The 24,815-nt window shown below is 70.2% G+C and carries 18 protein-coding genes and 4 pseudogenes; 14 read left to right on the forward strand and 8 right to left on the reverse strand.

Annotation, left to right across the window (positions count from 1 at the left end):
- Positions 1 to 330 (forward strand): annotated as a pseudogene (locus tag AQJ46_RS53135) (DDE-type integrase/transposase/recombinase); the annotation flags it as partial.
- Here the strand turns inward: AQJ46_RS53135 and AQJ46_RS43265 are convergent.
- Positions 284 to 874 (reverse strand): annotated as a pseudogene (locus AQJ46_RS43265) (IS30 family transposase); the annotation flags it as partial. The pseudogenes AQJ46_RS53135 and AQJ46_RS43265 overlap by 47 nt on opposite strands.
- Positions 875 to 1,373: 499 nt before the next feature.
- Positions 1,374 to 1,901 (reverse strand): LGFP repeat-containing protein, encoded by a 528-nt coding sequence (locus AQJ46_RS43275; protein ID WP_059210850.1) that lies wholly within the window; start codon positions 1,899 to 1,901, stop codon positions 1,374 to 1,376.
- Between the two features lie 502 nt (positions 1,902 to 2,403).
- On the opposite strand from AQJ46_RS43275, the gene AQJ46_RS43280 reads away from it, so the two are divergent.
- Entirely contained in the window at positions 2,404 to 2,814 is a 411-nt protein-coding gene (locus tag AQJ46_RS43280) for a DNA/RNA helicase domain-containing protein (protein ID WP_059210851.1), read from the forward strand.
- Entirely contained in the window at positions 2,778 to 3,167 is a 390-nt protein-coding gene (locus tag AQJ46_RS53140) for a DNA/RNA helicase domain-containing protein (protein WP_079072697.1), read from the forward strand. Before AQJ46_RS43280 ends, AQJ46_RS53140 begins: the two co-directional genes overlap by 37 nt.
- Here AQJ46_RS53140 and AQJ46_RS43285 read toward each other — a convergent pair.
- The 4 genes from AQJ46_RS43285 to AQJ46_RS43300 all read right to left on the reverse strand — a co-directional run bounded on the left by AQJ46_RS43285 (position 3,113) and on the right by AQJ46_RS43300 (position 6,796).
- Positions 3,113 to 4,009, reverse strand: coding sequence for an RICIN domain-containing protein (locus AQJ46_RS43285; RefSeq protein ID WP_079072698.1), 897 nt, complete (start codon positions 4,007 to 4,009; stop codon positions 3,113 to 3,115). The two genes, AQJ46_RS53140 and AQJ46_RS43285, sit on opposite strands and share 55 nt — an antisense overlap.
- Positions 4,010 to 4,343: 334 nt before the next feature.
- Entirely contained in the window at positions 4,344 to 5,111 is a 768-nt protein-coding gene (locus tag AQJ46_RS43290) for a peptidoglycan-binding protein (RefSeq protein WP_059210853.1), read from the reverse strand.
- Positions 5,112 to 5,195: 84 nt separating this feature from the next.
- Complete coding sequence (locus tag AQJ46_RS43295) at positions 5,196 to 6,074, reverse strand: peptidoglycan-binding domain-containing protein (protein WP_059210854.1); 879 nt, start codon at positions 6,072 to 6,074, stop codon at positions 5,196 to 5,198.
- Positions 5,993 to 6,796, reverse strand: a complete 804-nt coding sequence (locus AQJ46_RS43300; protein ID WP_225887558.1) for an AfsR/SARP family transcriptional regulator — start codon at positions 6,794 to 6,796, stop codon at positions 5,993 to 5,995. The genes AQJ46_RS43295 and AQJ46_RS43300 overlap by 82 nt, the downstream gene beginning before the upstream one ends.
- A gap of 306 nt (positions 6,797 to 7,102) precedes the next feature.
- Between AQJ46_RS43300 and AQJ46_RS43305 the strand changes: the two genes are divergently transcribed.
- Genes AQJ46_RS43305 through AQJ46_RS43345 form a run of 9 tightly spaced genes read left to right on the forward strand, consistent with a single transcriptional unit; the run spans position 7,103 to position 21,156 of the window.
- Positions 7,103 to 7,588: a hypothetical protein gene (locus tag AQJ46_RS43305; RefSeq protein ID WP_059210855.1), complete on the forward strand. Its 486-nt coding sequence runs from the start codon at positions 7,103 to 7,105 to the stop codon at positions 7,586 to 7,588.
- A 15-nt stretch (positions 7,589 to 7,603) separates the two neighbouring features.
- Positions 7,604 to 8,062: a hypothetical protein gene (locus tag AQJ46_RS43310; protein WP_059210856.1), complete on the forward strand. Its 459-nt coding sequence runs from the start codon at positions 7,604 to 7,606 to the stop codon at positions 8,060 to 8,062.
- Between the two features lie 29 nt (positions 8,063 to 8,091).
- Positions 8,092 to 8,811, forward strand: a complete 720-nt coding sequence (locus tag AQJ46_RS43315; RefSeq protein WP_059210857.1) for a peptidoglycan-binding protein — start codon at positions 8,092 to 8,094, stop codon at positions 8,809 to 8,811.
- A 9-nt stretch (positions 8,812 to 8,820) separates the two neighbouring features.
- Positions 8,821 to 9,513: a M23 family metallopeptidase gene (locus AQJ46_RS43320; RefSeq protein ID WP_059210858.1), complete on the forward strand. Its 693-nt coding sequence runs from the start codon at positions 8,821 to 8,823 to the stop codon at positions 9,511 to 9,513.
- Between the two features lie 19 nt (positions 9,514 to 9,532).
- Positions 9,533 to 10,207 (forward strand): hypothetical protein, encoded by a 675-nt coding sequence (locus tag AQJ46_RS43325; RefSeq protein WP_059210859.1) that lies wholly within the window; start codon positions 9,533 to 9,535, stop codon positions 10,205 to 10,207.
- A 14-nt stretch (positions 10,208 to 10,221) separates the two neighbouring features.
- A complete protein-coding gene (locus AQJ46_RS43330; RefSeq protein ID WP_059210860.1) occupies positions 10,222 to 12,159 on the forward strand; it encodes a DUF6603 domain-containing protein in 1,938 nt (645 codons plus the stop codon).
- Between the two features lie 5 nt (positions 12,160 to 12,164).
- A complete protein-coding gene (locus AQJ46_RS43335; RefSeq protein WP_059210861.1) occupies positions 12,165 to 14,981 on the forward strand; it encodes a hypothetical protein in 2,817 nt (938 codons plus the stop codon).
- Positions 14,978 to 19,459: a hypothetical protein gene (locus tag AQJ46_RS43340; protein ID WP_059210862.1), complete on the forward strand. Its 4,482-nt coding sequence runs from the start codon at positions 14,978 to 14,980 to the stop codon at positions 19,457 to 19,459. Before AQJ46_RS43335 ends, AQJ46_RS43340 begins: the two co-directional genes overlap by 4 nt.
- Complete coding sequence (locus tag AQJ46_RS43345) at positions 19,456 to 21,156, forward strand: hypothetical protein (protein ID WP_059210863.1); 1,701 nt, start codon at positions 19,456 to 19,458, stop codon at positions 21,154 to 21,156. The genes AQJ46_RS43340 and AQJ46_RS43345 overlap by 4 nt, the downstream gene beginning before the upstream one ends.
- 77 nt (positions 21,157 to 21,233) lie before the next feature.
- Here the strand turns inward: AQJ46_RS43345 and AQJ46_RS43350 are convergent, their stop codons facing one another.
- The gene (locus tag AQJ46_RS43350) at positions 21,234 to 22,094 is read right to left on the reverse strand and encodes a hypothetical protein (RefSeq protein ID WP_059210864.1); all 861 of its coding nucleotides are present in this window, start codon (positions 22,092 to 22,094) and stop codon (positions 21,234 to 21,236) included.
- Positions 22,095 to 22,457: 363 nt separating this feature from the next.
- Positions 22,458 to 22,604, reverse strand: a pseudogene (locus AQJ46_RS59515) (IS630 family transposase); the annotation flags it as partial.
- Between AQJ46_RS59515 and AQJ46_RS43360 the strand changes: the two are divergent.
- Together AQJ46_RS43360 and AQJ46_RS43365 are read left to right on the forward strand one after the other, a co-directional pair.
- A pseudogene (locus AQJ46_RS43360) lies at positions 22,592 to 23,685 on the forward strand (transposase). The pseudogenes AQJ46_RS59515 and AQJ46_RS43360 sit on opposite strands and share 13 nt — an antisense overlap.
- A gap of 491 nt (positions 23,686 to 24,176) precedes the next feature.
- On the forward strand, positions 24,177 to 24,779 hold the full coding sequence (locus AQJ46_RS43365; RefSeq protein WP_059210866.1) for a peptidoglycan-binding protein: 603 nt from the start codon (positions 24,177 to 24,179) through the stop codon (positions 24,777 to 24,779).
- Positions 24,780 to 24,815: the final 36 nt, after the last annotated feature.

Here is a 24,815-nt window from a genome sequence, read left to right on the forward strand (position 1 = left end):
GCCAAGGACAGGAAGGCCGGCCCGCCGGTGCACGACGACCTCGTGAACCGCGACTTCACTGCATCCGGCCCGAACCGGCTATGGCTCGCCGACATCACCGAACACGCCACCGGCGAAGGGAAGTTGTACCTCTGCGCGGTCAAGGACGCCTTCAGCAACAGGATCGTGGGCTACTCCATCGACGAGTCTCGCCTGGCCGTGACCGCCCTGGACAACGCCGTGGCCCGACGCGGCCAGGTCGACGGCTGCATCCTGCACAGCGATCGCGGATCGCAGGGCGGATTCAACCGGTCTTCGCAACACCAGCTTCCTGGGCCGATGGTAGGTGCTCATTCAGGGCTTCATCGGGCGTCTTCCAACCGAGCGTTTTCCGGGGCCTGCTGTTAAGGGCGTGAGCCACGGCATGGAGCTCTTCCGGCGACCACCTGGCCAGGTCGGTGCCCTTGGGAAAGTACTGGCGGAGAAGCCCGTTCGTATTCTCGTTCGTCCCGCGCTGCCAGGGGCTGTGCGGATCCGCGAAGTAGACCGCGACGCCAGTGTCGAGCTTGAACTGGGCGTGCTGGTAGAGCTCCTTGCCGCGGTCCCAGGCCAGCGACCGCCGGAGCTGTTCGGGAAGCGTTGTGATGACCGGCGTGAGTGCCTTGTTCATCGACAGTGCGCCATAGCCGGCAAGGGCGGGCCCGTTCTTGGTCCGCGGGATGGTGCCGTACCCCTCCTCGCGGGGCAGGTGGACGAGCATGGTGGACCGGGTGGTCCGCTCGACCAGCGTGCCGATCGCCGACCGGTGCAGCCCGATGATCAAGTCTCCCTCTCAGTGCCCGGGGACGGCACGGTCTTCGGCCTCGGCCGGGCGTTCGCTGATCATGACCTCCGGTTAGCCACCGCAGGTGGAACCCAAACCGTGGGGCAGGTCAACCTCACCCGAACCTGCATCAGACCCGAGGACCTGCCGTGTGTGTTCGTCAGGCTTGCCCAGCACGGTCTCGATCAGTCTTTGCTGCTCCCGTGGCAGCGCTCTGACTACACGCTCAGCAGCGGCCTGTCGATGCTCTGGTGTGGTGGTGCGTTGGGTGAGGGCGGCAACCAGCTCGGCCTTGTCCTCATCGGGCAGCGCTTGAGCCCTTTTAGCGACATCTGCCGCTACAGCGGGGGGGAGGGAGCCCCCCTGTCTGTAGGTTGCGCTGCCTCACTTGAGGGAGACTCGCTCGTGATTAGACAGGGAACCTCCTGCGTAAAATGAGGCTTTCGACTGCCCGATCGCCGCTGTGATAGGCCGCTCAACCATGACGCAGGAGGCGTGATACAGAGCGTGTCGGCCGCCGGCCGGGCCGGTCATCGAGGGGACCGGGCGGCGGCCGCATCGCGTCATCGCCTCAGACAGCTTCCCCCACATTGTCGTCGCCGTAGGACTGACTGTGATCGGCTACGGCCCCGCCTGACGGTGTCCAGGTGATGCGCCCGTGCTGGAAGGTGCTGTAGCGGGATTGCGGTGAGCCGCTCTCGTCTGAGACCGGGTAGCCGAGGTAGCTGCGCTCCCAGCCCATGCTCGCCCAGAGGTCGCGTATGGCACCGTGGACTTCGTGCGCGTCTGTCGCCGGCGTCCAGTAGACGGAACCGCCCTCGAAATGGTTGTAGCGACCGACCCCGTCAGGGGTGCCCGTCTCGTCGGTGACGGGATAGCCCAGAAAACCGCCCGTCCCGCCGAGTCGCGCGTAGCAGACCCGGATGCCGCCGTGAACCTCGTGGGCACCGGTCTGGGGCGACCAGAAGATCGATCCGTTCTGGTAGTCGCGGGATCGGCCGCGGCCGTCGGGCTCGGGACCCTCCGCCGCACCGGCCCCGGCATCGGCCGGCGCGCCGATCCACTCAACCTGCGTCCACTTGTCGTCTATCGCTGTCATGACTTCTCACCCGGCTTTCCGAATGGTTCTTGAGTGCCTGCAGAGCGGTCTTCTTCGCCCTGTCGTCAACCCTGTCGTCAAAAGCCTGAACAGCCATGCGGGTGAGCGGCCTCATGCGGTGATTCCAGTGCGGCAGCCCTGGCCTCGTTGCGCGGAATGCTGACCTCCGCACCCGGATGACACGCCCTCAGTTCGCCCACGACAACGCGTTGCCCGTTCTGCCAGATTCCCGAAGAGACCGTGCACCGACAAAGTCTGAATCCGTCACTGTCCCTCGTCTTGAGTCTGAGCCCGGGCCCCTCGGTCTGCAAACCCGAAATTCCGACTTCTCCAGTCGGTAATCGTCTCAGCTACAACGAATTGAGATAACTGTTCAACCGTTTCGCACTCAAACCGCCAGGCTTGCTGTGGTCCGGGCGCCCGGCTGGAATCCGCTGACCGCCACCCCGTCCAGTGGTCCCAGGAAGATGAATTATGTACGACATCCCGTCTCTCGCGGCAAATGGGACGGGGTGTCGGTGACGGGCTCAAGGGGCAGACGATCCTCGCGCTCCTCAGTGACCGGCAGCACGCTTACCTGCAGATCCGCGCACTCGTCACCGATCTGCTGGAGGGAGACGCCCAGGGTCCGGTCGTCCCGGTGAGCGGCGGGCCGGGCAGCGGCAAGACCGCTCTCGCGGTGCGCCTGCTCGGCTACCTGATGCGTCACCGCAACGCGAGCCTGCCGCGGTTCGTCACGCCCTCGGGAACCCTGCGCACCCACTTACTCGAAACCGCCGGCGGACACGCGGAGGCCCGTGACCTGTTCCCACCCGTCTCCTCCTTGTACAGCACCGACAGCACGCAGGGTCCGTCATCATCGACGAGGCCCAGCGCATGGCCAGGACGGACGACAGGCTGCCACCTGCCCTGACCGAGGTCCTGCGCAAGGTGCCGCTGGCCGTAGTGTTCCTCGACGAACGCCAGATCATCCGCCCCGGCGAAGGCACCACCGTGGACGAACTGCGCGACACCGCCCGGGCACTGGGCCGGACTCACCACCGCCTCAAACTGAAAGGCTCGTTCCGCTGCAACGGCTCCACCGCCTACGCCACCTGGGTGGACGATCTCCTTGGACGCAACCTGGCAGGACCGGCGGGCGCACTGCACTGGCCTTGCCCGGTCGACAATGTGCGCTGTCTGCGTGCAGTGCAATGGCGGGTGCTGGAAGCTCAGTTGATCACTTGCCAGGCCTGGTTCTGTCCACCTAGGCAGGTCCACTGCTGAAGGCGGGTGCCCTGCGGCGGTGCGGTCAGGGCGGGGTTGTGCGCGTCAAGACACTTGCCGCTGTGCAGAGAACGGATCTGCCATTGGTTGTCGGCGCGGCGCTCCAGATACCACTTCTGGTTGTTGCCGCCGTGGCAGGGCCACTGAATAACCCGCGCGCCGTCATGCGTGCCCCATCCCTCGACGTCGAGGCACTTGCCGCTGTGCGCGGCCACGATCTCGAAGATGTTCTGGTAGGCTAGGTCATTTCCGGGGCGGCGGAACGTGAAGCGCTGGTTGGCGCCGCCGGTGCCAGGCCAGGTGACAAGTCCCGCGCCGTCGGCGGTGCTGCCCTGGAACACGTCGGCGTAGAGTACCTGTTGGCCTTCTCGCTTCTTCGTGTACGCGCTTCTCAGTTTGTAGTCCCGATTGGCGTACGCAAATGGGAAGGGGACGTAGCTGTCGGGGTACACCCGGCTGTACGTCGCCTGCCAGTTGATGGGCGCACGTTCTGTCTGCTTGCGAACCGCGACGCGCTCGGCCTCCGTGACGCAGACGAAGTCCCGAGGCACGGCACGGCGTTTGACGAAACCGGGCAGGCACTGGCCGAAGGCGTCACTGCGGTCGCGGTGCAGGGCGTTCTGCGCGTTGATGATCTGGCGCTCCAGGAACTGGACGCAGACGTGGTCCTCCGTGTCCGTCGCACGCCAGACGTAGCCTGGCCGGCAGTCGTCCGGTCCATGCTGTGCCGCGCTTACCCCATGCGCGGCACCGAGACTGGCACCAGTCAGTATCCCGCCCACCAGCAGCCCGACAGTCGCAGAAGCGGAAAACGCCTTCCGGAGGCGGCGGGATGCGTACATAAGTGCTCCCAGTGCCGAAAACTGTCCCCTATTCCATGGTGCATCCACTCCTGCCTGCCCGCACGTGCACCGGCGGGGGCCTTGGGCTTCTGACACCTGAGGTATCCGCCGGAGGCGGAAGCACTGCACTGCTGTGCCAAGGCATCGGACGCTCCTGATACACGGTCACCTGCGTGCCATGGGAGGCCACGGCGCTGGGCGGGACCACGTTCCGGGGCCAGGTGTCATCAATGCGGCGGCAGCCGTTCCGCAATGGCGGTCCGAGCTGCGCCAATGATCGCCACTACTGCAATGATCCACTGCGGCCGATGAGGCGACCTCACCACCCGATGACTCAGTCCCCATCCACCAGGAACCCCTTGGCCTGCAGAGCCGCCACCATCACGGCATGCGTCGCCTCTCCCCATTGCCCGTCCTCCGCCAGCCTCTGATCCCGCTGGAAGGCGCTCACCGCGGCCCGGGTGCGCGGGCCGTCGATGCCGTCGATGGGGCCAGGGTCGTAGCCGAGGGCGGTCAGGGCTTCCTGGATGCCGCGGACGCCCGCCAGATGGAACGCCCTGGGGTGGCCTGCGCCACCGCCGGGCATCGGCGGTGAGCCGTCCTGTGGGAAGGTCACCGAGGCCGCGGTGTCGGTGCCGGTGATGCCCAGGAAGAACTCATGGAGGTCGACACCCTGGTACTGGCCGGCCGGTGCGCCGCCGATGATCTCGACGAGAGCCCAGTGGAGATGGGTTGTGGTCGGGCCACTGCGGCAGACGGTGCCCAGCGGATCGCCTCTGGCGACCGTGGAGCCGACCGTGAGTCCGGCCGGCACATCGGTGATGTGGGTGTAGTAGCCGCCCATCATGTCGTTGGGGGCGCGCATGAAGAGCTGGGCGCCGTACACCTTGGGCGTGTCGGCGGCCGGGTCGTGGGGGTTGTACCGGGTGACGTGCGCGTCGAAGGCCGCGCGGACGAGGGTGCCCTCGGCGGCGCCGAAGTCCATGCCGTACTGCTCGTACCAGTGCGGTGGCTGGTGGCCGCCGACGTTCGGTCCGCCGAGGTCGGTGGCGCCTGTCCCCGGCTGGAACGGGCCGGACATGTCGAGGGTGAACGCGGTCATGATGCCGTACCTCTCCGTCTGTTCGCCGGTGAGCCTGTGTCTTCCCCCGTCACTTCCCCCATCACTTCGCTGTCGGCGCGCAGGTCAGGCGCCGGACACGACGAAGCCCTGTGCGGAGAGCTGGGAGGCGAGCGCGGACCGGGTGTCCGAGTCGTCGAACGCTCCGTTCTCGACCAGGCCGTTGGCTGTCTGGAACTCCTTGACCTTGCCCTGGGTGAGCGGGCCGTCCACGCCGTCCTGGGTCAGCGGTGTGACGTGCAGGGCGAGAAGGGCTCCCTGGACGCCGAACACGTCCGACAAGTCCAGCACGATCTGCTCCAGCGGCAGACCCTGGGACTCCGCGTCGACGGCGAGCAGAAAGTGTGCCCGGTCCAGTTTGTTGCGGATCCTGATCGTGCCGACGTCCGGGGTGAAGTGGCATTCGTCCGCGGCCCCCGCCCAGTTCCGCACTCCCACGTGCCCCTGGAACTTCGGGAACCCGAACTTCGGGCCCATCGCCCAGCACATGCTCAGCGTGGCGAGTTGTGCGTTGGCCGGCCAGGAGCCGAATTCACCGAAGCCGTCGCGGCCGATGAGCACTGCCTCCATCTCGTCGAGCTTCTCGAAAACATGGCGGTCGATTTCGTCGTCGGCCACGTGCAGGCGGGTCAGGGGCGGCCTGAAGCTGTTGTGACCGAAGGGTGCCAGTTCCATGTGGGACTTCACGGTGTCCCATTCCTGGGCGACCTCTTCGGCTGCCGCCTCCGTGTCCGCGTCGTTGACGAGCCAGCGGAGTCTGCCCGCGGCGGCCAGTGAGTCGGCCCGCTCCTGCACGGTGGGTGCGGAATTGTCCCGTGCCGTCTGGTCGATCTTGTTGCCTATGCCGGTGCTCACATACCCTTTCACGTCCAGGTACATGAAGTTGACGCGTCCTTCCAGCGGGTCGTTGAAGGTGATCCAGTAGTCGCGGATGCTCTGGTGCATGATGCTGCCTTCCTTCCCCCGGCTCCGGCTCGCTCGGGCAGCATCCGGGCGAACAGGGGCGAGGGTGCGACGCCGAGTTCCTCTTCCAGCAGGCGGCAGAACGCCTCGTAATGGCGCACCGCCTCGCTGACGTTGCCCTCCGCGAGATGGGCTGACACGACTGCCCGGTGCGCGCTCTCCCGCAGCGGCTCCGCCCGCACGCTGGCCCATGCCGCCTCGATCGCGAGGGCCGGTCTGCCCTGCCGTATCAGGGCCTCGGCCAGTTCGTCGAGCGCGTGCAGCCGCAGCTGCCGCAGATGCTCACGCTCCAGTAGTACCCAGTCCTCGTCCCAACCGGGCAGCAGATCCTCGACGGTCAGCAGTCTCAGCGACGGCAGGGCGTGCGGCTCAGGGTCGTTGCCCTGCACGACACCGAGCGCTGTCCGGGTGAGGGCGTGGACGTCCACCCGCAGGGCGGGGGTGACCCTCAGGACGTCGCCGCAACAGCCGATCAGGGGCGGCTCGGCGCGAGGCAGCTTCCATAGCGTGGTGCGCAGGCTGCCCCTGGCACGGCCCTCGGTGACGTCGGGCCACAACGTGCCGGCGAGGACCGTACGGCACACCTGCCCCCTCAGTCCTATGAAGGCCAGGAGCCGCTGGGCGTTGCCGGACAGGTCGACATGCTTGGTGCCCAGTTCCAGACGGAACTCGCCGAGCAGTCTCAGCCGAGGAGAAGACGCCACTTTGACCGCCTCGCGCGCGCAGTTTCGCGTGGGCGCGCCTCTGCCGGGCCTTTCGCCGCATCGAGGGCGCGCGGTCGCGTTCGTCGCCTCGACTGCGACCCCCAAGACGTCGCACGGCCCGACGACGCGTACCGCTTCCTCATTTTCCGACTCCTGTTCACCCCCTGCAACCGGGCCCGGCAGAACCGCCGATGACGACGGGATGACACCGCGCTGACACCGCGTCCGTAGCGTCGGACGCGGCGCAGGAGAGGCGAGCGCGGGAGATGCCCGGCAGCCCGGCTCCAGGACCGACAGGAGGACGCCATGACGGCGACGGCGACCATCGAGGAGTTCATCTGCGTGCGGCCGGCAACGTCGACCGACTTCGACCTCGGGGCGGTGATCAACACTCTGCTTGCCCCGGTCTACGAATTGCCGGGTGCCCAGCTCATCGACCGGCTCACCGGAAACGTCGGCGTCGGCCGGCTGATCAGCGACGCCGCGAACGAGGCACCGGACGACCTCTATGCCACGACGACCGACTCGCCCGGTCTGGACAACAGGGTGTGGCCGCCGGGCGACCCGGTCGAGGCCGCCGCGGGAGCCCGGATTCCCGTCGGACTCACCTTTCCCGTGGAGGGCGCCACGACGGTCTTCCTGTGGGAGAAGGACGACAGCCCGTTCGGCAACGACGACAAGCTGGGCTCCGTCATCATCGACGAGACCGAGCAAGGACAGGGCGACCTGTCGAAGATCGCCTTCTCCGAGGAGGAGAAGTCCTGTTACTACGTCTACTACCACGTGGACTGAAGGGAGTTGGTCCATATGTCAGTGCGGGACTGGCGTTACTGCGGCAAGTGCCACGTGATGTTCTACGACGGAAATCCGGAGAAGGGCGCCTGCCCGACGGGCGGTGGCCACGAGGCCGTCGGTTACATGTTCGTCCTGCCGAACGACGTCCCCGGGACGCCCACCGCGCAGACGGACTGGCGGCGGTGCGGACGCTGCGCGGTCATGTTCTACGACGGCTATCCGGCCAAGGGCGTCTGTCCCGGAGGCGGGGGCCATGTCGCTTCCGGCAAGCACTACGTACCCCCGCACGACGTGGCCGGCACTCCGACCGCGCAGTCGGACTGGCGCTACTGCGGTAACTGCCAGGCCATGTTCTACGACGGCTACGCCGAGAAGGGGGCCTGTCCCGCCGGGGGCGGCCACTCCGCCATCGGCTACAACTTCGTCCTTCCCCATCTCGCCGATCCCCGGGCTCCTGTCCGGATCGACTAGATCCAGCGGATCGATTGGAAGGCTTCGTCATGGTCGCTGTGTCCAAGGTCCAGTTCGGCAAGCGGAACGAGGACGTACGCATCGTCCAGAAGGCCCTGATCAAGCGTGGCCGCAAGATCCCCGACGGGGCCACCGGCCTCTTCGGGGACCAGACCAAGGCCGCCTACCGGGCCGAGCAGCTCGCCCAGGGCTTCAAGGGAGCCGACGCCGACGGCGTACCGGGCCCGACCTCGCTGGCCGCCCTCGGCCGCCTCACCGGCCTCTTCCGGCTGGACGACGGGGCCGCGCCCGCGGCCGGCAACGGAAGGCTCACCCTCGGCCAGGTCACCTTCCGTGATCCCGGCGACGAGTCGGGTGCGGAGGCGATGCGGCGCTACGCCCGCAAGGCGTGCGAACTGACCGGCATGGACCCGCAGTTCGGCGTCCCGGCGCTCTCCACCATCGCCAAGCGCGAGTCCGCCAGCAATCACCCGAAGTTCCGCATCAACACGACCGACATGAACGCGCGCGGCCCGCGCGTCTCCGACGGCCACCCGCAGAACTGCTCCCGGGGCGCCACGCAGTGCATCCCGGGCACGTTCGCCACGTACCACCAGGCGGGCACGGCCAACACGCCGTACGACGTGGTCGCCTGCATGTGCGCGACGGTCAACTACGTCCGCGACCGCTACCACGTGAACAAGTCCGGTTCGAACTTCACGGCCCGTGTCCAGCAGGCGGATCCGCAGCGGGCTCCCCACTGGTACTAGGAGTTCCTCATGGTCGCCCCACCCACGGTCACCCTGTCCAACGTCCAGATCGGCAAGCGGAACGAGGACGTACGCATCGTCCAGAAGGCCCTGATCAAGCGTGGCCGCAAGATCCCCGACGGGGCCACCGGCCTCTTCGGGGACCAGACCAAGGCCGCCTACCGGGCCGAGCAGCTCGCCCAGGGCTTCAAGGGAGCCGACGCCGACGGCGTACCGGGCCCGACCTCCCTGACCACTCTCGGCCGCCTCACCGGCCTCTTCCGCGTCACGGGCGGGGCCGCGCCCGCCGCGTCACACCCCGGCCGGGTGGGCTCGCCCGTACCCGGGCACAAGGTCTCGTTCCAGTTCTACGAACGCGGCAACTACGCCTGGAAGCCCGACGGCCACGGCCGGCACACCGGGCAGGACTTCGCCGCCGACACAGGAACTCCCGTGGTCGCCGTGCGCGCCGGCACCATCACCTGGTCGAACGGCAATGGCGGAGCCTACGGCCAGTGGATCGGGCTGGCCGCGGACAACGGCCACGTCTACACCTACTGTCACCTCTCGCAGCGCAAGGTCAAGGCCGGTCAGCACGTCACCGCCGGACAGCGGCTCGGCGCCGTCGGCACCACGGGCAACTCCACCGGGCCGCACCTGCACTTCGAGATGTCCAAGGGCTCCGCCTGGTCCTACGGCAATGTCGCCAAACCCAGCTGGTGATGGAGACGAGGAACCCGTCATGACGTACCACAACCCCCACCCGGTCCCTGAAGAACCCGGCATGTTCGTGCCCGTCGAGGTCAGGGGCTGGCAGCACGGCTACGACGCGGGCCTCAGCCGGCCACCCGACGTGCCCCCCACCCCGGGAACCCGCCACCCCGGCTACATGCTGGCCTGGCAGGAGGGCGCGCACGCGGGCAACGCCGACGGGCGGGCCGAGGGATGGCGGTGGGCGTTCTTCGACAAGGACCCCCGGCCGGACATCAGCGGCGCGGAAAGCTACGGGCCGCTGGAGGACGGCGAGGGCGGCTCCGGGCAGCGCTGGCCATGCGTGGGCGAGCAGGTCCTGCAGGTCATGCTGCGGGAGTTCGCCCCGGGCGACGAGGCGGAGGACGGACTCACCGGCCGTGTGCTGGCCCGGGCCTGCACGGACAAGGGTGTCCCCCGGTTGTATCTGCCCGTCCGCCGGGACTCCTCGGAGCCCGGGGCGGAGCCGGCCGACGACCCGCTGCACGACGCGGGCTACTGGCACGGTCCCGTGTGCCAGTCCCTGGACGAAGCCGCCCGGCAGGCGCGCCCGGAAGTACCCAGCCGCGTTCCCCACTTCGGGGGCGTCGTCCGCTACGAGCCCGCGGCCGAGCACCACTTCTTCGACCTGCTCCCCCTGGACGGCCTCCTGGCCGACCGGGTCTGACCCTGAGGTGAGTGATGGGCGGCATCTTCGGACTCGATCTGGAACGGCTGGCCGACGACCGGCTCCCGGCGACGGTGGAGATCGACTCCCCGCTGCCCCCGGTGCGGCTGCGCGGCCGCCTGGAGCGCCAGCAGTTCCGCTCGTTCTCGGGCGTGCTGAGCGCGACCGTGCCCGCCACGACGGTGACCGCCTTCGGGCAGCTGGACCTAGCGGCACCGGGCGGCCCGGCATTCGTCGCGCTGCTCGGCGCCACCTTCCCCGGGCCGGGCATCCAGCTGGGCCTCGGCTTCGCGCTGAGCGGCGTCGGCGGTGTCGTGGGCGTCAACAAGGCGGTGAACCGGGACGCCCTGATCGCCGCCATCGCCGACGGCACCGCCGGTGAACTGCTCTTCCCACCCGACCCGGTGGCGGCGGCGAAACGGATCGTCCCCCGGCTGCCGGCCCTGTTCCCGACCGTGCCGGGGCGCACCGTCGTCGGGCCGATGTTCGAGATCTCGTGGGGCGGCCGAATGGTCTCCCTGTCGGCGGCCGTCGTGGCCGAGGTCCCCGACCCGGTACGGCTGTCCCTGCTCGGCATCCTGCGGGTCGCGGTGCCGGACCCGGAGGTGCCGCTGATCCAGCTCAAGGCCACCTTCGCCGGACAGTACGACAGCGCCGAGCCCAGCGCGTTCCTGATAGCGAGCCTGAGTGGTTCGCACATGGCCGGGGTGCCGCTCGACGGGGACGTGCTGGTGCTGAGCCGGGGCGGGCCCGATCCGACGTTCGTGCTCAGCGCGGGCGGCTTCCACCCGGCGTTCGCGGTCCCGCGGGGTGTGCCGGCGTTGCACCGGCTGTCGATGAACCTCTCGCCGGTACCATGGATCCAGCTGCGCTGCCAAGCGTACTTCGCGATCACCACCAACACCCTGCAGTTCGGCGCCCAGCTCTCACTGGTCGCCGAGATCGCCGACTGCGGGCTGCGCGGCCAGTTCGGGCTCGACGTCCTGGTCCACCGTGAGCCGAGCCTGTCGTTCAGCGCGCGGATGCGGGGCTCGCTGTCGGTCGAGGTGTTCGGCGAGTCCCTGGTGGGCGTCGCCTTCGACCTCACCCTGGAAGGGCCCGCGCCCTGGCACGCGGTCGGGCGCGGCAGCATCGACCTTTTCCTGTTCAGCGCCTCCTTCGACTTCGACGAACGCTGGGGCAACCCGCCGCCCGCCCTGCCAGCCCCGCCCGCGGACCTGCGGCGCAGGCTGGAAGAGGCCTTCGCCCGACCGGAGGCGTGGAGCGCGCTACCCCCCGCGGGCGGCGACCGGATCCCGGTACTGCTGTCCCCCGCCGCCAACCGGCAGATCGGCGAGGGGCGCCGGGTCCACCCGCACGGCGGTGTCGTCGCACGGCAGCGCGTCCTGCCTTTCGGGGTGGACATCGATCGCCTGGGATCGTCGCTCGTCGAACCGGCCGAGCAGTGGGACGTCGCCTCGGCCTCGCTGGGCGGCGAGGAGGCCGACGCGGGAGCAACCACAGACAGCTTCGCCCCCGGCCAGTTCCGCAGGCTCACCGACGACGAGCAGTTGGCCGCCGCCGCGTACGACACGTACCGGTCAGGAGTCCGCTTCGTCGCCGACACCTCCGAGCCGGACGAAGACGCGTTCGTCACGGCCTCTCTCGACTGGGAGACGAAGGTCGTGCCCGACCCGAACCCGACACGGGTGCTCGACCTGCTGAGGTTCCTGCGGTTGGAGGCGCTCGTGCACGCCGAGAAGATCGCGGCCACCGTCTCCCTGCGGGACCCGATCTGGTGGCCGGCCGAAATGAAAATGCTCGTGTCCCACGAGCCGCCCGTCGTGGCCGCGTCGACCTGGGCGATGACCGCGGCCCCCCTGCCCGCCTCGCCGTCGGCGACGAACGGGGAGCTGCGACTGCTGTACGCCGGTCTGGCCGGGGTGCGGCCGGTCGAGGCCTGGGAGGTGTGACCCCGATGCCCGAGGACCTGCAATTCGCCCCGTACCTGCAGAGCCCCGTCGGCGGGGCGATCCGCAGCACGGTGCCGAACGGGCCGGCGCTGCTGGATCCCGGGCTGACCCTGACCGGACCGGGCGGTGAGATCCCGGTCAGGCCGCCCGGCGACGCGCTGCGGATGCTCGGCCCCGAGGGCGTCATCGGCATCGACACCCGGCACGTCCTGCGGGTCGATCCGCCGCCCGGCATCCTGGACGCCGAGCCGAACTACCTGGCCTGCGTGGAGTTCGACGCGCCCGAACTGCCCTGGCTGTTCACACCCGCCCGGCCCGCCGACGGCATGCTGCGGCCCTGGCTGGTGCTGGTCGCCATCGAGACCGCCGGGCACCCGCTGCAGGGCGGCGGGCCACTGCCCTTCGTAGACGTCGACGCCGCGGCCCTGCCACCGCTGGACCAGTCGTGGCAGTGGGCACATGTGCAGCGCCCCGCGGGCCAGTCGGGCCCGCTGATCTCACGTCTGCTGTGCCCGCTGCATCTGAGGTCGGACACCGACTACACGGCCTGTGTCGTGCCGACCTTCCAGGGCGGGGTCGCCGCGGGACTGTCCGGCGGCCTCACCGAGGTCGACCAGCACGGCGACGCCTGGCGCCGAGACCAGGGGGGCGTCCGGTTGCCGGTCTACTACAGCTGGCAGTTCCACACCGGCGCCCCGGGCGACTTCGAGCAACTGGCCACAGCGATCGTCCCGTTGTCCGCCGAGGAACGCGGTCCGCTGTCCGGGCGCACCGTCGACATCACCGACCCCTGGCTGCACGGCCCCCCGCTGGCCTCCATCGATCCGCCCGGCACCCGGCAGACCATCACCGTGCAGGGCGTGCTCCAGCTCGTCGACTCCCCCGCCGAACAGGCCGTCACCGCCCTCGCCGACTTCGCCTCCCGCGTCGCCGGGCACATCAGCCGGGGCACCGAGGACGCCGTCGCCCCGCCGCTGTACGGCGGCCGTCCCGTCGTACGCGACGACGTCGAGGACGGTGAATCCGGGTGGCTGGCCGAGCTCAACCTGAATCCGGAGACCCGGATCGCGGCGTCTCTCGGCGCGGGCTGGGTTCGCGAGAACCAGGAGTGGCTGATGGCCCGGGCCTGGGACCAGGTCGGTGACATCCGGGAGGCCAACCGGCTGCGCAGCCGTACCGCGTTCTGCACCGCGGTCGCCGACTCCGTCTACCGGCGCAGCGTGCAGACCCTCAGCCCCGACGAGACGCTCGGGCTCGCCGCTCCGGTGGGCGACCGCGTCCGCACCGGAAGCGAACTCCCGCTGCGGACCGAGGTCGCGGTCAGCCCGGCCCCGAACGAGCTGGTCGCCCCGGCCCTGCGGCGGCTGCTGCGGCGCCGGGGGCCGGTCGCCCGCCGCGCCGGCCTCGACGGGGAGTCGTACGTCCGCCGCACGCTCAGCGGCGAACTGCTGCCGCCGCTGCCGACGGCGATGGTGACCCGGCCGGTGGAGGCCGGACAACTGGCAGGGGAGGACACCGTCGAGCTCAACGCCAAGGTGGGCACGGCCCTGCGGGCGACCGCGACCGCGCGGGGCGCCCGGACACTCAGGCTGCTGTCGGCCATGGCACCCTCGGCGTGGGCCAACGGCTTCGACACTCAGGCGGGTGCGCTCACCGCGCTCGTGGCGCGCCCGGCGGAGGGTGGGACGCCCGCCGAGGGGACGACGGGGCCGGCCGACGCACTCCGGATGTTCCAGACGCTGTCCGGCCTGGAGCTGTCCGACCTGACCGGCGACCTGTCCCCCGCGTTCGCCGAGCAGTCGCCGGACGCCGTGATGACGGTGGAGGAGCCCGACACCGCCCTGTCGTCGGACGCGTCCATGGCCGACGATCCGGGGGCCCACATCCTGCAGTTCGGTGTGCCCGTCGACGCGCCCGGGATGCGCGAGCGCCTCTCCCAGGCCTTCGACCCCGGTCCTCTGCTGGCGGCCCGGCTGGACAGCACCGTCACCTTCCTGTCCGAGGAGGCACTCGCCGTGCCCGCCTCCCCCGGCGATCCGGTCATGACCGCCCCGGACTTCCCCGCGCCCATGGCCCTGGCGCTTAAGGACACCGCCCGCGACTGGTTCCTCCCGGGCTCCGGGACGATCCCCGACGACCGGGCCGTGCTGCTCCAGGCCAACGCACCGTTCATCGCCTCGTTCATGGTCGGCGTCAACGACGAGATGAACGGCGAGATGCGCTGGCGCGAGTACCCCACCGACCTGCGCGGCAGCCCCTTCACGCACTTCTGGCCACGCCCCGACGGCGAGCCGGACGTGCCGCCCGTGCACAGCTGGGACCCGGACGGCGCGCTGAGCGTCCAGCTCACCCTGGGCGCGGGCGAGCTGGACGTGCTGCTCATCCGGGGCCGGCTCGTGCGCCGGTACCCCCAGATGGTCGTGGCCGCCGTCCCCGCCCAGTCCGTGGGCGCGGCCGACCTCGGGCAGAGCTCCTGGGAGCACCCGAAGATGCTGCTCACCCTGGATGAGCGGACCTGCGCGTACGCGTTCGTGCTGCCCGGGGACATCCACGACTGGTGGTTCGTCCTCGCCGAGAACAGCTACCGGATGCGGTTCGGCTTCGACAACCCGGTGGATCCGGCGCCGCCGTACCGGCACTGGTCGGACCTGAGCTGGCAGGTCCCGGAGGGCGGCTTCGCCGACCTCTCGGCGATGCCCGCCGTGCCGGAGCAGGAACCCCGGCCGGGCCGGTGGAACGCCGCCACCGTGGCCATGGTGAGTCTGCAACGGCCTTTCCGGGTCGTCATGTCGGCCCGCAAACTGATCGGAGACCCGCAGTGACCGTCAACCTGGAACTGGCCAAGGCCCGCCGGGCGGTCGCCGACGCCCGGATCGCGCTCGACTGGTCACGCGCCGGACTCGCCATGTATGACAAGCGCATCGAGTCCGGGGAGAGTGGCCTGGAGGCCGAACACCTCGCCCAGGGCCAGGAGGCGGCCACCAACCAGACCCGCTACCAGGCCGCCCGCGACGCCTACCACGAGCTGGCCTCCGAGGAACCGGAACTGTGGTCGGCCGACAGCCGCTCCGACCCGCTGCTGCTCCTGCCGCTGCGCCTGGAGACGGTGTACCGCAACGCCGGGGAGGCCGCGCTGGAGCTGTGGATCCGCGCCTACCCGGACGACATCCACGTCGACTCCCACGAGCCGGCCCTGACCCCGGCCGAACGCGTCGCGACGGAGGCGTACTGGTGCGAGGTCTGGGCCGCCGGCCCCCACCAGGAGCGCCGCAAGGCGGCCTGGACGCAACTCGTCGCCGCCATCGGTCCGGGCCGCGCCGCATGGGCGGTGAAAGCGCTGCGGCCGGGGCAGCAGGATCCGCCGCGGACCGAGACCCCGCCCGGCGCGAGCGCGCCCTCACCGGCTCCCTGGGCGGTGGAACCGGAGAGCCGCGACGGCCGCTGGACCCGGCCGGCGCACACGTACGCACTGCCCGACCGGCTGGTGTTCTCCGGCTACGAGACCGTCGGGGACGGGCAGATCGGACTGGTCTGGCGCGAGGAGGGCGCGCCCATCCCCGAGGTGCTCGACGTCGGCCTCGGCCCGGACAGCGCGGTGCCGCCCGGCTGGCTCAGCGACTTCGAGGAGGCCGTGCGGGTCGGCATGGGCGTCAAGGTGCTCATCGAGGGCGAGATGCGCCCCGACTTCAGCCTGGTCACCGTCGCCGGGGTGCGCGGCGGGACCTCGGAGCACACCGCTGAACTCATCGGCACCCTGCTGGACGCGCACCGCTGCACCGACGGCCTGGCGGTGCTGCCCACCGGCACGCCGACCAACAACACCGAATCCACCAAGTCGGCCTGGCGCACCTGGATGCCGCCGCCGAGCCCGGAGAAGGCCGAGGAGCAGCGCGCCGCCCTCGCCGTCCTCGGCGACCTGGCGCCTCGCAGCCCCCAGGCCGCCGCCCGCGCCGCCCGGGCCCTCGGCCCCGCCGCCGGGCGCGTGCTGGCCGAGACCGCCGACGGGCTCGACGTGGACGACCACGACCTGCTGCGCCGGCTGCACGCCGCGTTCGGCGCCATGGCCGCCGCGTCCACGAACTGGATGAACTACGACTCCGACACCCAGGTCGACCTGACCTTCCTCGTCCAGCACTTCGTCGAGCACGTGCGCGGCCGCGGGCCGCTGCCCACGCTCCGGATCGGACGGCAGCCGTACGGCATCCTGCCGGTCACCTCGCTCGACCTGTGGCACGGCACCGAAGTCGACCTGCGGATCCTGGAACACCTCCAGGGGTTCCGCACCTTCGCCGAGTCCCAGGGCTGGCGTTCACCGACGGTCGGTAACGGTGACGCCGACGAGGTGATCAACGACCTGCTGCACCGCCTGCCCGCCTCCCGGCGGCTGCGCTTCGTCCAGCAGGAACCGGTCTCCCCGCCGTTCCAGCCCGCGCCGGACACGCCGACCGGCACGATCCCGTACAGGAGCGGCTTCGCCTGGCAGCAGCCGCCCGACCCGGCGTTCCTGCCGCAGCCGCTGGAGTTCACCCTCACCGCCGAGCCCGCTCCGGAGGTGCGGGAGCTGCTCCAGGCCCACCCGCTGCGTACGCTCCTCGGCGCCCTGCAGGAGTTCGCCCACCTGCGGTCCCTCCAGCAGGAGGTGCCGCCCGAAGTCACCCAGCGGCTGTTCGACCTGGCCCCCGCCTTCGAGGGGACCCGCAGCGGCAAGCTCGGGCTCTGGTACCACCTCGCCATCATGGCCCTTCACCTGTACTACTTCCGGCTCGACCAGCGGCTGCAGTCCGGCGGCTCCGTGGACCCCGTCATCGACCTGACGGACGGTCAGGTGACGGTTCCGCCCGGCACGGTCCCCGCGTTCTTCGACTGGGCGGCCACCGCCATCGACCAGTTCGCCGTCGCCGAGGAGATGGCCGACGGTGACCTGCCCCGGCTGGAGCTCCTGCTGTGCGAGGTGCTGGACACGCAGACGCACCGCCTGGACGCCTGGATGACCTCCGTCGCCTCCGCCCGGCTGAACCGGCTGCGCCGCGACCGCCCCGACGGCACCCACCTCGGGGCGTACGGCTGGGTCACCGATCTGCGTCCCCGGGGCTTCGGCGAGGAGTCCGTGCCGACCGACCCGGAGGACGACCAGGACCCGGAGATCGTGGGAAACCCGGACGAGGACCCCCAGGCCCCGACCGACGACGAGACTGGGGCCGAGCCCGCCGAGGAAGGGACCGGGGAGAACCACGACGGCTATCTCGTGGCCCCCTCCATGCACCAGGCCACCACCGCCGCCGTCCTGCGCTCCGGGTGGCTCAGCCACGCCGACGGAGAGGCCTTCTGCGTCGACCTCCGGGCGCGCCGGGTGCGCCAGGCCCTCGCCGTCGTGGACGGCGTCCGCTCCGGCCAGACCCTGGGCGCCCTGCTGGGCTACCAACTGGAACGCGCCCTGCACGACGCCCACTTGGACGGACTGATCGCCCCCTTCCGCGCCGCGTATCCCACCCCCCACCTCGCCGAGCCGGACGCTCCCGGCGCGGAGGAGGCCCTCACCGCGACGGCCGCCCGCGACGTCGTCGACGGCCGCGCGCTCGTCGCCGACTACACGGCCCACGGCCGTCAGCTCCAGGACCTCGACTCGCTCACCGAGGCGCTCACCGACGAGAGCCGGCCACTGCTGGACCAGGCTGGTCCGCTCGTGGACGACCTGGAGGCCACCGTGGACGCGGTCGGTGACCTGCTGCTCGCCGAGAGCGTGCACCAGCTCGTCGCGGGCCATCCGCTGCGAGCCGGCGTGGCCGCCGACGGCATCGCGCGCGGCGACACGCTGCCCGAGGAGTTCGAGGTCCTGCGCACGCCCCGCGCGGCCGTCGCGCTCACCCACCGGCTCGGTCTGCTGGCCCCCTCGACCGGAACGAACGGCTGGACGTCGGACCGGCCGCTCGCCGCGCTGGAACCCGCCCTGGAACGCTGGTGCCAGACGCGGCTCGGTGACGCCGCCGACTGGACGTTCGCCTTCAGCGCCCCGGCCGCGCCCGCCCAGGCCTCCCTCGCCGATCTCGGGGTCTGCGCGCTGGACGTCGTCCTGAGCGCGGGGTTGTTCCAGGACGGCGCGGACCGGCAGCCCGACACCGTGTCCGGGGACGAGGGCGTGCTGGCGCACCGGCTGCTGCGCCGTGTCCCGGCAGGATCACGGGTCACCGACGCCGGGGCCGCCCGGTTCGCCGAACTGCACTTGCTGTGCCGGTCGCTGGCCGCTGTCCTGGCATCGGCCCGGCCGCTGCTCGTCACCGACCTCGACGCCGGCGCGGGCGACGACTGGTCGGCCGCCGACCTGCCGGAGCTCGCCGCCCGCGTCACGGCCTGGCACGGGACGGTGACCTTCGCTCTCGCCGAACTGCGCGAGCAGGTACGGGCGTTGCCGGGCACGGTCGACGAGGTCGCCCGGGTCCTGGAGACCCTCACCGACCTCGGTATGCCCGGCGCGTGGCCGTCACCGGTCCCGGAGGGCGACGATCGGGTGGAGTCGCTGCGCGGGCAGGCCGTCGCGGTGCTGAACCGCTTCGAGGCCGAGCCGCTTCCCCCGCTGCCGGGGCCGCCCCCGCAGGATCCGTCAGCCGTGCTGGAGTGGGTGACCAGGCTGCGCGCGACGATCTCCTCGGTACTCGGCCGGACCCTGCCCGTCCTGCCTGTGCTCCGCGTGCGCGGCAGCGCCGCGGCGACCGCGCTGACCGGGCCCGCCCCGCAGGAGGCCGACGAGGACGCGGTCGCGGACTGGCTGCTGGAGATGGAACGCGTCCGGCCCCAGGCACGGGCCTTCGGTGACGCGCTGACGGCCGCCGAGACGCTGGCCGGCACGGCCCCCTGCACCACCGTCGTGGCCCAGCTCCCCGCCGGGCAGCCCTGGATCGCCTGCGGCCGGGCGCCGGTGCCGTCACGCAGGCATCCCGTCCCGCACCACTGCGCGGTGCTGCGCGCCGACGGTGCGCCCGACGCCGGGAACACCGCCGGACTCATCGTGGACTCCTGGACCGAGTCCGTGCCCGAGCCCGGCGTGGGCGAGCACCCGCCGGAGGAACTGGGCGGGCTCGCCTTCCACTACAACCAGCCCGACGCCCGCGCCCCGCAGGCTCTGCTGCTGGCACTGCCGCCCGACCGCACACGCGGCTGGCGGATGGAGGACGTCCACGCCGTGGTCGAGGAGAGCTTCGCGCTCGCCCGGCTGCGCGGCATGGACCTCACCGACTTCTTCGAGCTGCGCGGCCTGCTGCCGGTGCAGTGGACCATGCCGGCACACGGATGGGGACCGCTATGACCATGTTCCGGTACGAACCCGTGCCGCGTGACACCGGCATGGACGAGGCGCTCGCCGCCCGGACCGCCGACGCCGCCTGGTTCCTCTCCCGGCAGTACGCGTTCGGGGAGTTCCGGGGCGACGACGCCGCCTCCCCGGTCACGGTCTCGCTCGCCCAGGAGTCCCACCGGCTGGACGGCTGGCGCACCGGTGCCGACGCCGAGTGGCAGCCGTACGAACCGGACACGATGGTCTTGGAGGCCCTCGTCGAACGGGAACCCGGCAACGGCCTCGACGCCCGGCTGGCGATGGCCGGCGCGCTGCGCTGGCTGCGGGCGCTGACCGCGGCCGGACTCGTCGCCCTGCTGCCGGCCTTCGCCCGGGTCTGCCCCTTCGCCACCGACGGCCCGCTGGCCCCCACCGGCTTGTCCGCCGCCGTGCGCGACCGGCTCCCCGACCCGGCCGCCCTCGCACCCTGGCTGGCCCGGCTCGCCGAGCACGACCAGACGGCCGCCAAGGAATTCGACGCGCCCGACACCGACGCCGCCCGCGAAGCCCTGGCGAGCGCGGCCGTCGCCTGGCTGTCCTGGTGGCACGCGCACGTCCCGGCCGCCGCGCCGCCCCAGCCCCCGAAGCCGCCCGAGGCCTGGAACCCCGAACGCCTGGAGTACGCCTTCGAGGTACGCGCCTCGAGTCTGCCCGGCCTCGAACTGCGCGCCGGGGAATACCACGGTGGTCACCTAGACTGGTGGGCCGTGGACGCCGACCGGGACGCCCAACTGGCGGTCGACGAAGCCGCGGTGACGCGCGAGCAGCGCACGATCGTCCCCACCCCGGCGGTGTACGGTGGCATGCCCGTGTCCCGGTTCTGGGAGATGGAGGACGCCCGCATCGACTTCGGCTCCGTCGACGCCTCACCCGCCGACCTGGGCCGGCTGATGCTCATCGCCTTCGCCACGGTCTACGGCAACGACTGGTTCTGTGTGCCGCTGCCGCTCGTCGTCGGCTCCCTGAGCCGGGTCGTGGACTGCTCCGTCCACGACGTCTTCGGCAGCGAGACACCTCTCGGACACGCCACCGCCCGCGACTTCATCAGCTGGAACCTCTTCGGACTGGGCGACCGCTCCAGCGGCGGCATCCCTCCGGCCGAGGGCATGGCGATGCCGCCCTCGCCCTGGATCTACCGGCCGACGTCCCTGCCGGACGGCCTGGAGAGCCCCGCTGTCGAATCGGTACTCCTCCTGCGCGACGAACAGGCCAACCTGGCCTGGGCCGTCGAGGAAACGGTCGCCGACCGCGCCGAGGAGCGGGTCGATCGCTACGCGCGCTGGATCGCCGCCACACCACCCCCCGCGCCGGCCCCGGACGCGGCGCAGCCGCCGGCCGAGGCCGACCCGCGCTACCTGCTGGCCACCGAAGTACCCGCCCACTGGTACCCCTTGGTGCCGCAGACCCTCGCCGACGAGGAGTCCATCCGCTTCCGTCTGGCCCGCCTGGCACGCGACGACGCCTCGCTCGAAGCTCCGCTGGGCCGGCTCCTCGCCGAGACGGCCGGCCTCTACGAGGAAGAGGTGCCGCGCTCCGGCATCCGTGTCGAGCGCAGTCGGCAGTTCACGCGGTGGCAGGACGGCTCGGCACACGCGTGGACCACGCGCCGCAAGGTGAGCGGGACCGGGGGCGGGTCGAGCGGGCTGCGGTTCGATGTGCTGAAGGACTGACTTCTGTGCTGAAAGTCTGGCTGAGACCGGCACGGACCCCGCCGGTGCGGCGGGGTCCGTGCCGGTCTCAGCCGGTCTCAGGAGTCCTCGAACAGCAGGTCCTCGGGCGGGTGGGTCATCCGCACGGTCTCACCGTTCGTGATCTCCACGACGCGGTGCAGTCCGACGCAGCGCTCGCCCGTGGACAGGATGGAGAACCGGTCACCCACGCCTGCCAGAAAGGCGGGGAAGCAGGTGAGCGGCAGCGTGCCGAGGTTGAGGTAGTCCACCAGGCGGCGGAACAGCTTGGGCAAGAGCACGGCGTCGTCCGTCAGTGAGGACAGGCCGGTCACCTTCACCCCGGTGAGGGTGACGTCGCTCGGCCACAGGCCCCGGCCCGCTGCCCGGGCCCCTTCGGCCGTGGTGGCCAACTCGGCGCGCAGGCTGGTGAACAGGCTGCGGTAGAACGTCGGGTAGGTCAGGCCCGCGGTGACCATGTGGTGGTTGAGCGTCGTCCTCAGCACGGCGGGGTCGACGTCGATCTCCCGGCCACTGTCCCCCGGGGATACGCCGCGCCCCGCCAGGGCGATGCACCGGCCGTGGACGTCGGTGCCTCGGGTTAGGACGAAGCCGGGGACCGTGTCCGGGGTGGTGGCGATCACGTTCTCGCCCTCACGCTGGACGTCGGTGAAGCCGATCCAGCTGAGCAGCTCGTCGCGCGCTGCGTGGGCGAACTGCAGGGGCTGATGGACCCGGTTGGCGCCGTAATGCGTCTCCAGTGCGTCGATCGCGTCCAGCCGCAGCTTCGCGCGGCCCGTGGCACTGTGCTCGACGGCGCGGCCGAGCCCACCGCCCACGAGGTCCCACTCGGCCGGGTCATCGGGGGTGAAGGCCACCGTGTCCCCGTCCGGCTGGGAGCCCTTGACGTCGTAGAAGCCTTTGATCAGAAGCATCGGCATGGCGACTCCTCAGGATGCCCCCCTCCGTTCAATTATGCGGCCAAACAGGGCATTTCGCACTTTGTGGAGGGCGGCGAACCTCGCCCTGCCGTCAGTTGAGCAAGCCTCGACGGCACCTCAGCCCCTGGAGTCCGGGGTCGGCTGGCGGGCCGGGCGGGCAGACCGGAGAGAGCTACTGCCACCGGCAGACCACCGGCAGGTGATCGAGGCGGTGCGCTATCTCGTCGACAACGGCATCAAGTGGCGGGCGATACCTTCCGACTTCCCGCCTTAGGGGTCCTCCGCCGAGCGCAGGGCCGTGAACCGGAGCCGAGTGCGGCTGTGGTGGACTCGCAGACGGTGAAGGCGGACGCCACCGTCGCCCTCCACGGACCGCTCAGTCACCCGCAGATCCTTCGCGATCACCGCTGTCCTCTCACCGCGGGCGAACCACCCTCCGGCCCAGTACCGGATCCGCTCACGCCACCGCCGCCGATCGGCGGTCAGCTCACCACCTTGTGCGTACCGCATACCACCACGACGAGATCGTCCGTGAGGGGGAAGGCGGATGCTCGCCACCGCCCTGGAGGCCGAAGCCAACGCGTACATAGCGGAGTTGGCCAGCCAATGCGACGATATGGGCCGACGCCTGGTCGTGCGCAACGGTTACCACCAGCCGAGGAAAGCCATCACCGCCGCCGGGAACGGTTGAGGTCAAGGCCCCGCGGGTGAACGACAAGCGCGTCAACGTGACCACCGGAGAGCGCAAGCGGTTCACCTCGGCGATTCCGCCGCCGTGGTGCCGCAAGTCCCCGAAGATCAGTGAGGTGCTGCCACTGCGCCACCTCCACGGCCTGTCCTCCGGGGACTTCGTGCCCGCACTCGAGCAGTTTCTCGGCAGCTCGGCCGGCCTCTCACCGGCCACCGTCACCGGCTCACCCAGCAGCGGCAGGCCGACCACAAAGCCTTCGGCAAGGGCGACCTGACCGGATCCGACTACGTCTATGTCTACGTCTGGCGCACGGCATCCACCTGCGCATCTGCCTCGCGGAAACCAAGTCGTGCGTCCTGGCCGTCGGCGACGGCGCACTCGGCTTCTGGAAGGCCCTGGCCGAGGTGTTCACCGACACCCGCCATAAGCATTGCTGGGTTCACAAAGCGACCAGCGTCGTCAACGCCCTGCCCAAGTCGTCCCAGGCCGGAGCCCGCAAGGCTCTCCAAAGATCTACAACGCCGAAGACCGCGAGCACGCCGCCAAGCCGTCGCCGCGTTCGAGAAAGCGTACGGCGCGAAGTGGCCCAAGACCGTCAAGGAGATCACCGATGACGTCGACGAGCTGCTTGCTTTCTACGACATCCTCTCCGAACGCTGGATCCATCTGCGGACGACGAATCCCTTCGAATCGACCTTCGCGACGGTGCGCTTGGAGACCAAGGTCACCAAGGGAGCAGGCAGCGCGGCCGCCGCTCTCGCGACGGTCCTCAAACTCGTCGAGTCCGCCCAGGCACGCCGGCGATCCGTGAACGCACCCCACCTCGTGGCCCTCGTTGGCGCCGGAGCCCGCTTCGAATGCGGCCACCTCGTCGAACCCTCCGGGACCCTGGCGGCGTGAGCAACCCCAACCGATCCACAGAATCTGACAATTGCTCGCCGCGAGCACATGAGCGACACCATCCAGGAAACCGCCGGACTGCTGTCCCACCAGCAGACCATGGACCTGAGCCCCGACACGAGAGAAACGAACTCGGGCCACACCGAAGTCCGCGGCACCCCACCGTCAACCGTGCACGAGAGCGTTGGCCCAGTTTGCCCCATACCTGACGTTGCCATATGATAGAGACAGCTGATCTCTCACACCTCACAATGCCGCTCGCACCCCACAAAGGCGCGGCTTAGAGGATCCTGGTCTGTATGTGTATACGTGCCAATTAGGGGAAGCTCCGCGGGACTTGACCCCTTACCGAAGGCACAGTTACCACATTCCTGCAACATCTCCTCCCCGGCCGAGAAATCTGGCCGACACCCGGTCCTCGATCCGACACCGCAATGCGCCACGTGGACATGGTTTCTGATCAACAAGTGAGAGGCGCGTCGGGAATGAAAATGAGCCTGCCCGAGTTGCGTACCCTCGCCACACAGGCAGGGTTCACCGGCAGCGAGACCAAAATCGCGGCGGCCGTCGCCATGGCAGAGTCCAAGGGCGACCCGGTCGTCATCGGAGACCAGCATCTGGTCGACCACAAGTGGGGGCCGTCCATAGGTCTCCTCCAGATACGCTCGCTCAAGCACCCAGGGCAGTTCTCCCCACCGGACACACTCAGGGTTGAGGCAAAGCTCAAGGATCCGCTCTACAACGCCAAGACGGCAAGGGCCATCAAAGACGCACACAACTGGAACCAATGGTCCACGTTCACGAGCGGTGCCTACAAGCAGTACATGGATGGCGGGCCCACCAACTTCGAGCCGTTCCCCGGTGCGTCGTTCTTCCACACCGGAAAGAAGTCGCCGATCATCGCCGCAACGCACCATCGACTCGTCGCCGAAGGCTGCAACCGGTACCAGTCGAGCGCCAACGCCGACGTTTGGGGACCGGGCGATGTGAAGTCCTTCGCCGCCTGGCAGCAGAAGCTCGGCTTCGAAGGCGTTGATGCCAACGGCATCCCCGGCAAGACCAGTTGGGACAAGCTACGGGTCCCCAACGTCTGAGACGTGAGCATGACGCGAATTGCCGTCTAAACCAGC

The organism is Streptomyces canus, from assembly GCF_001514145.1.
Classification (GTDB): Bacteria; Actinomycetota; Actinomycetes; order Streptomycetales; family Streptomycetaceae; genus Streptomyces; species Streptomyces canus.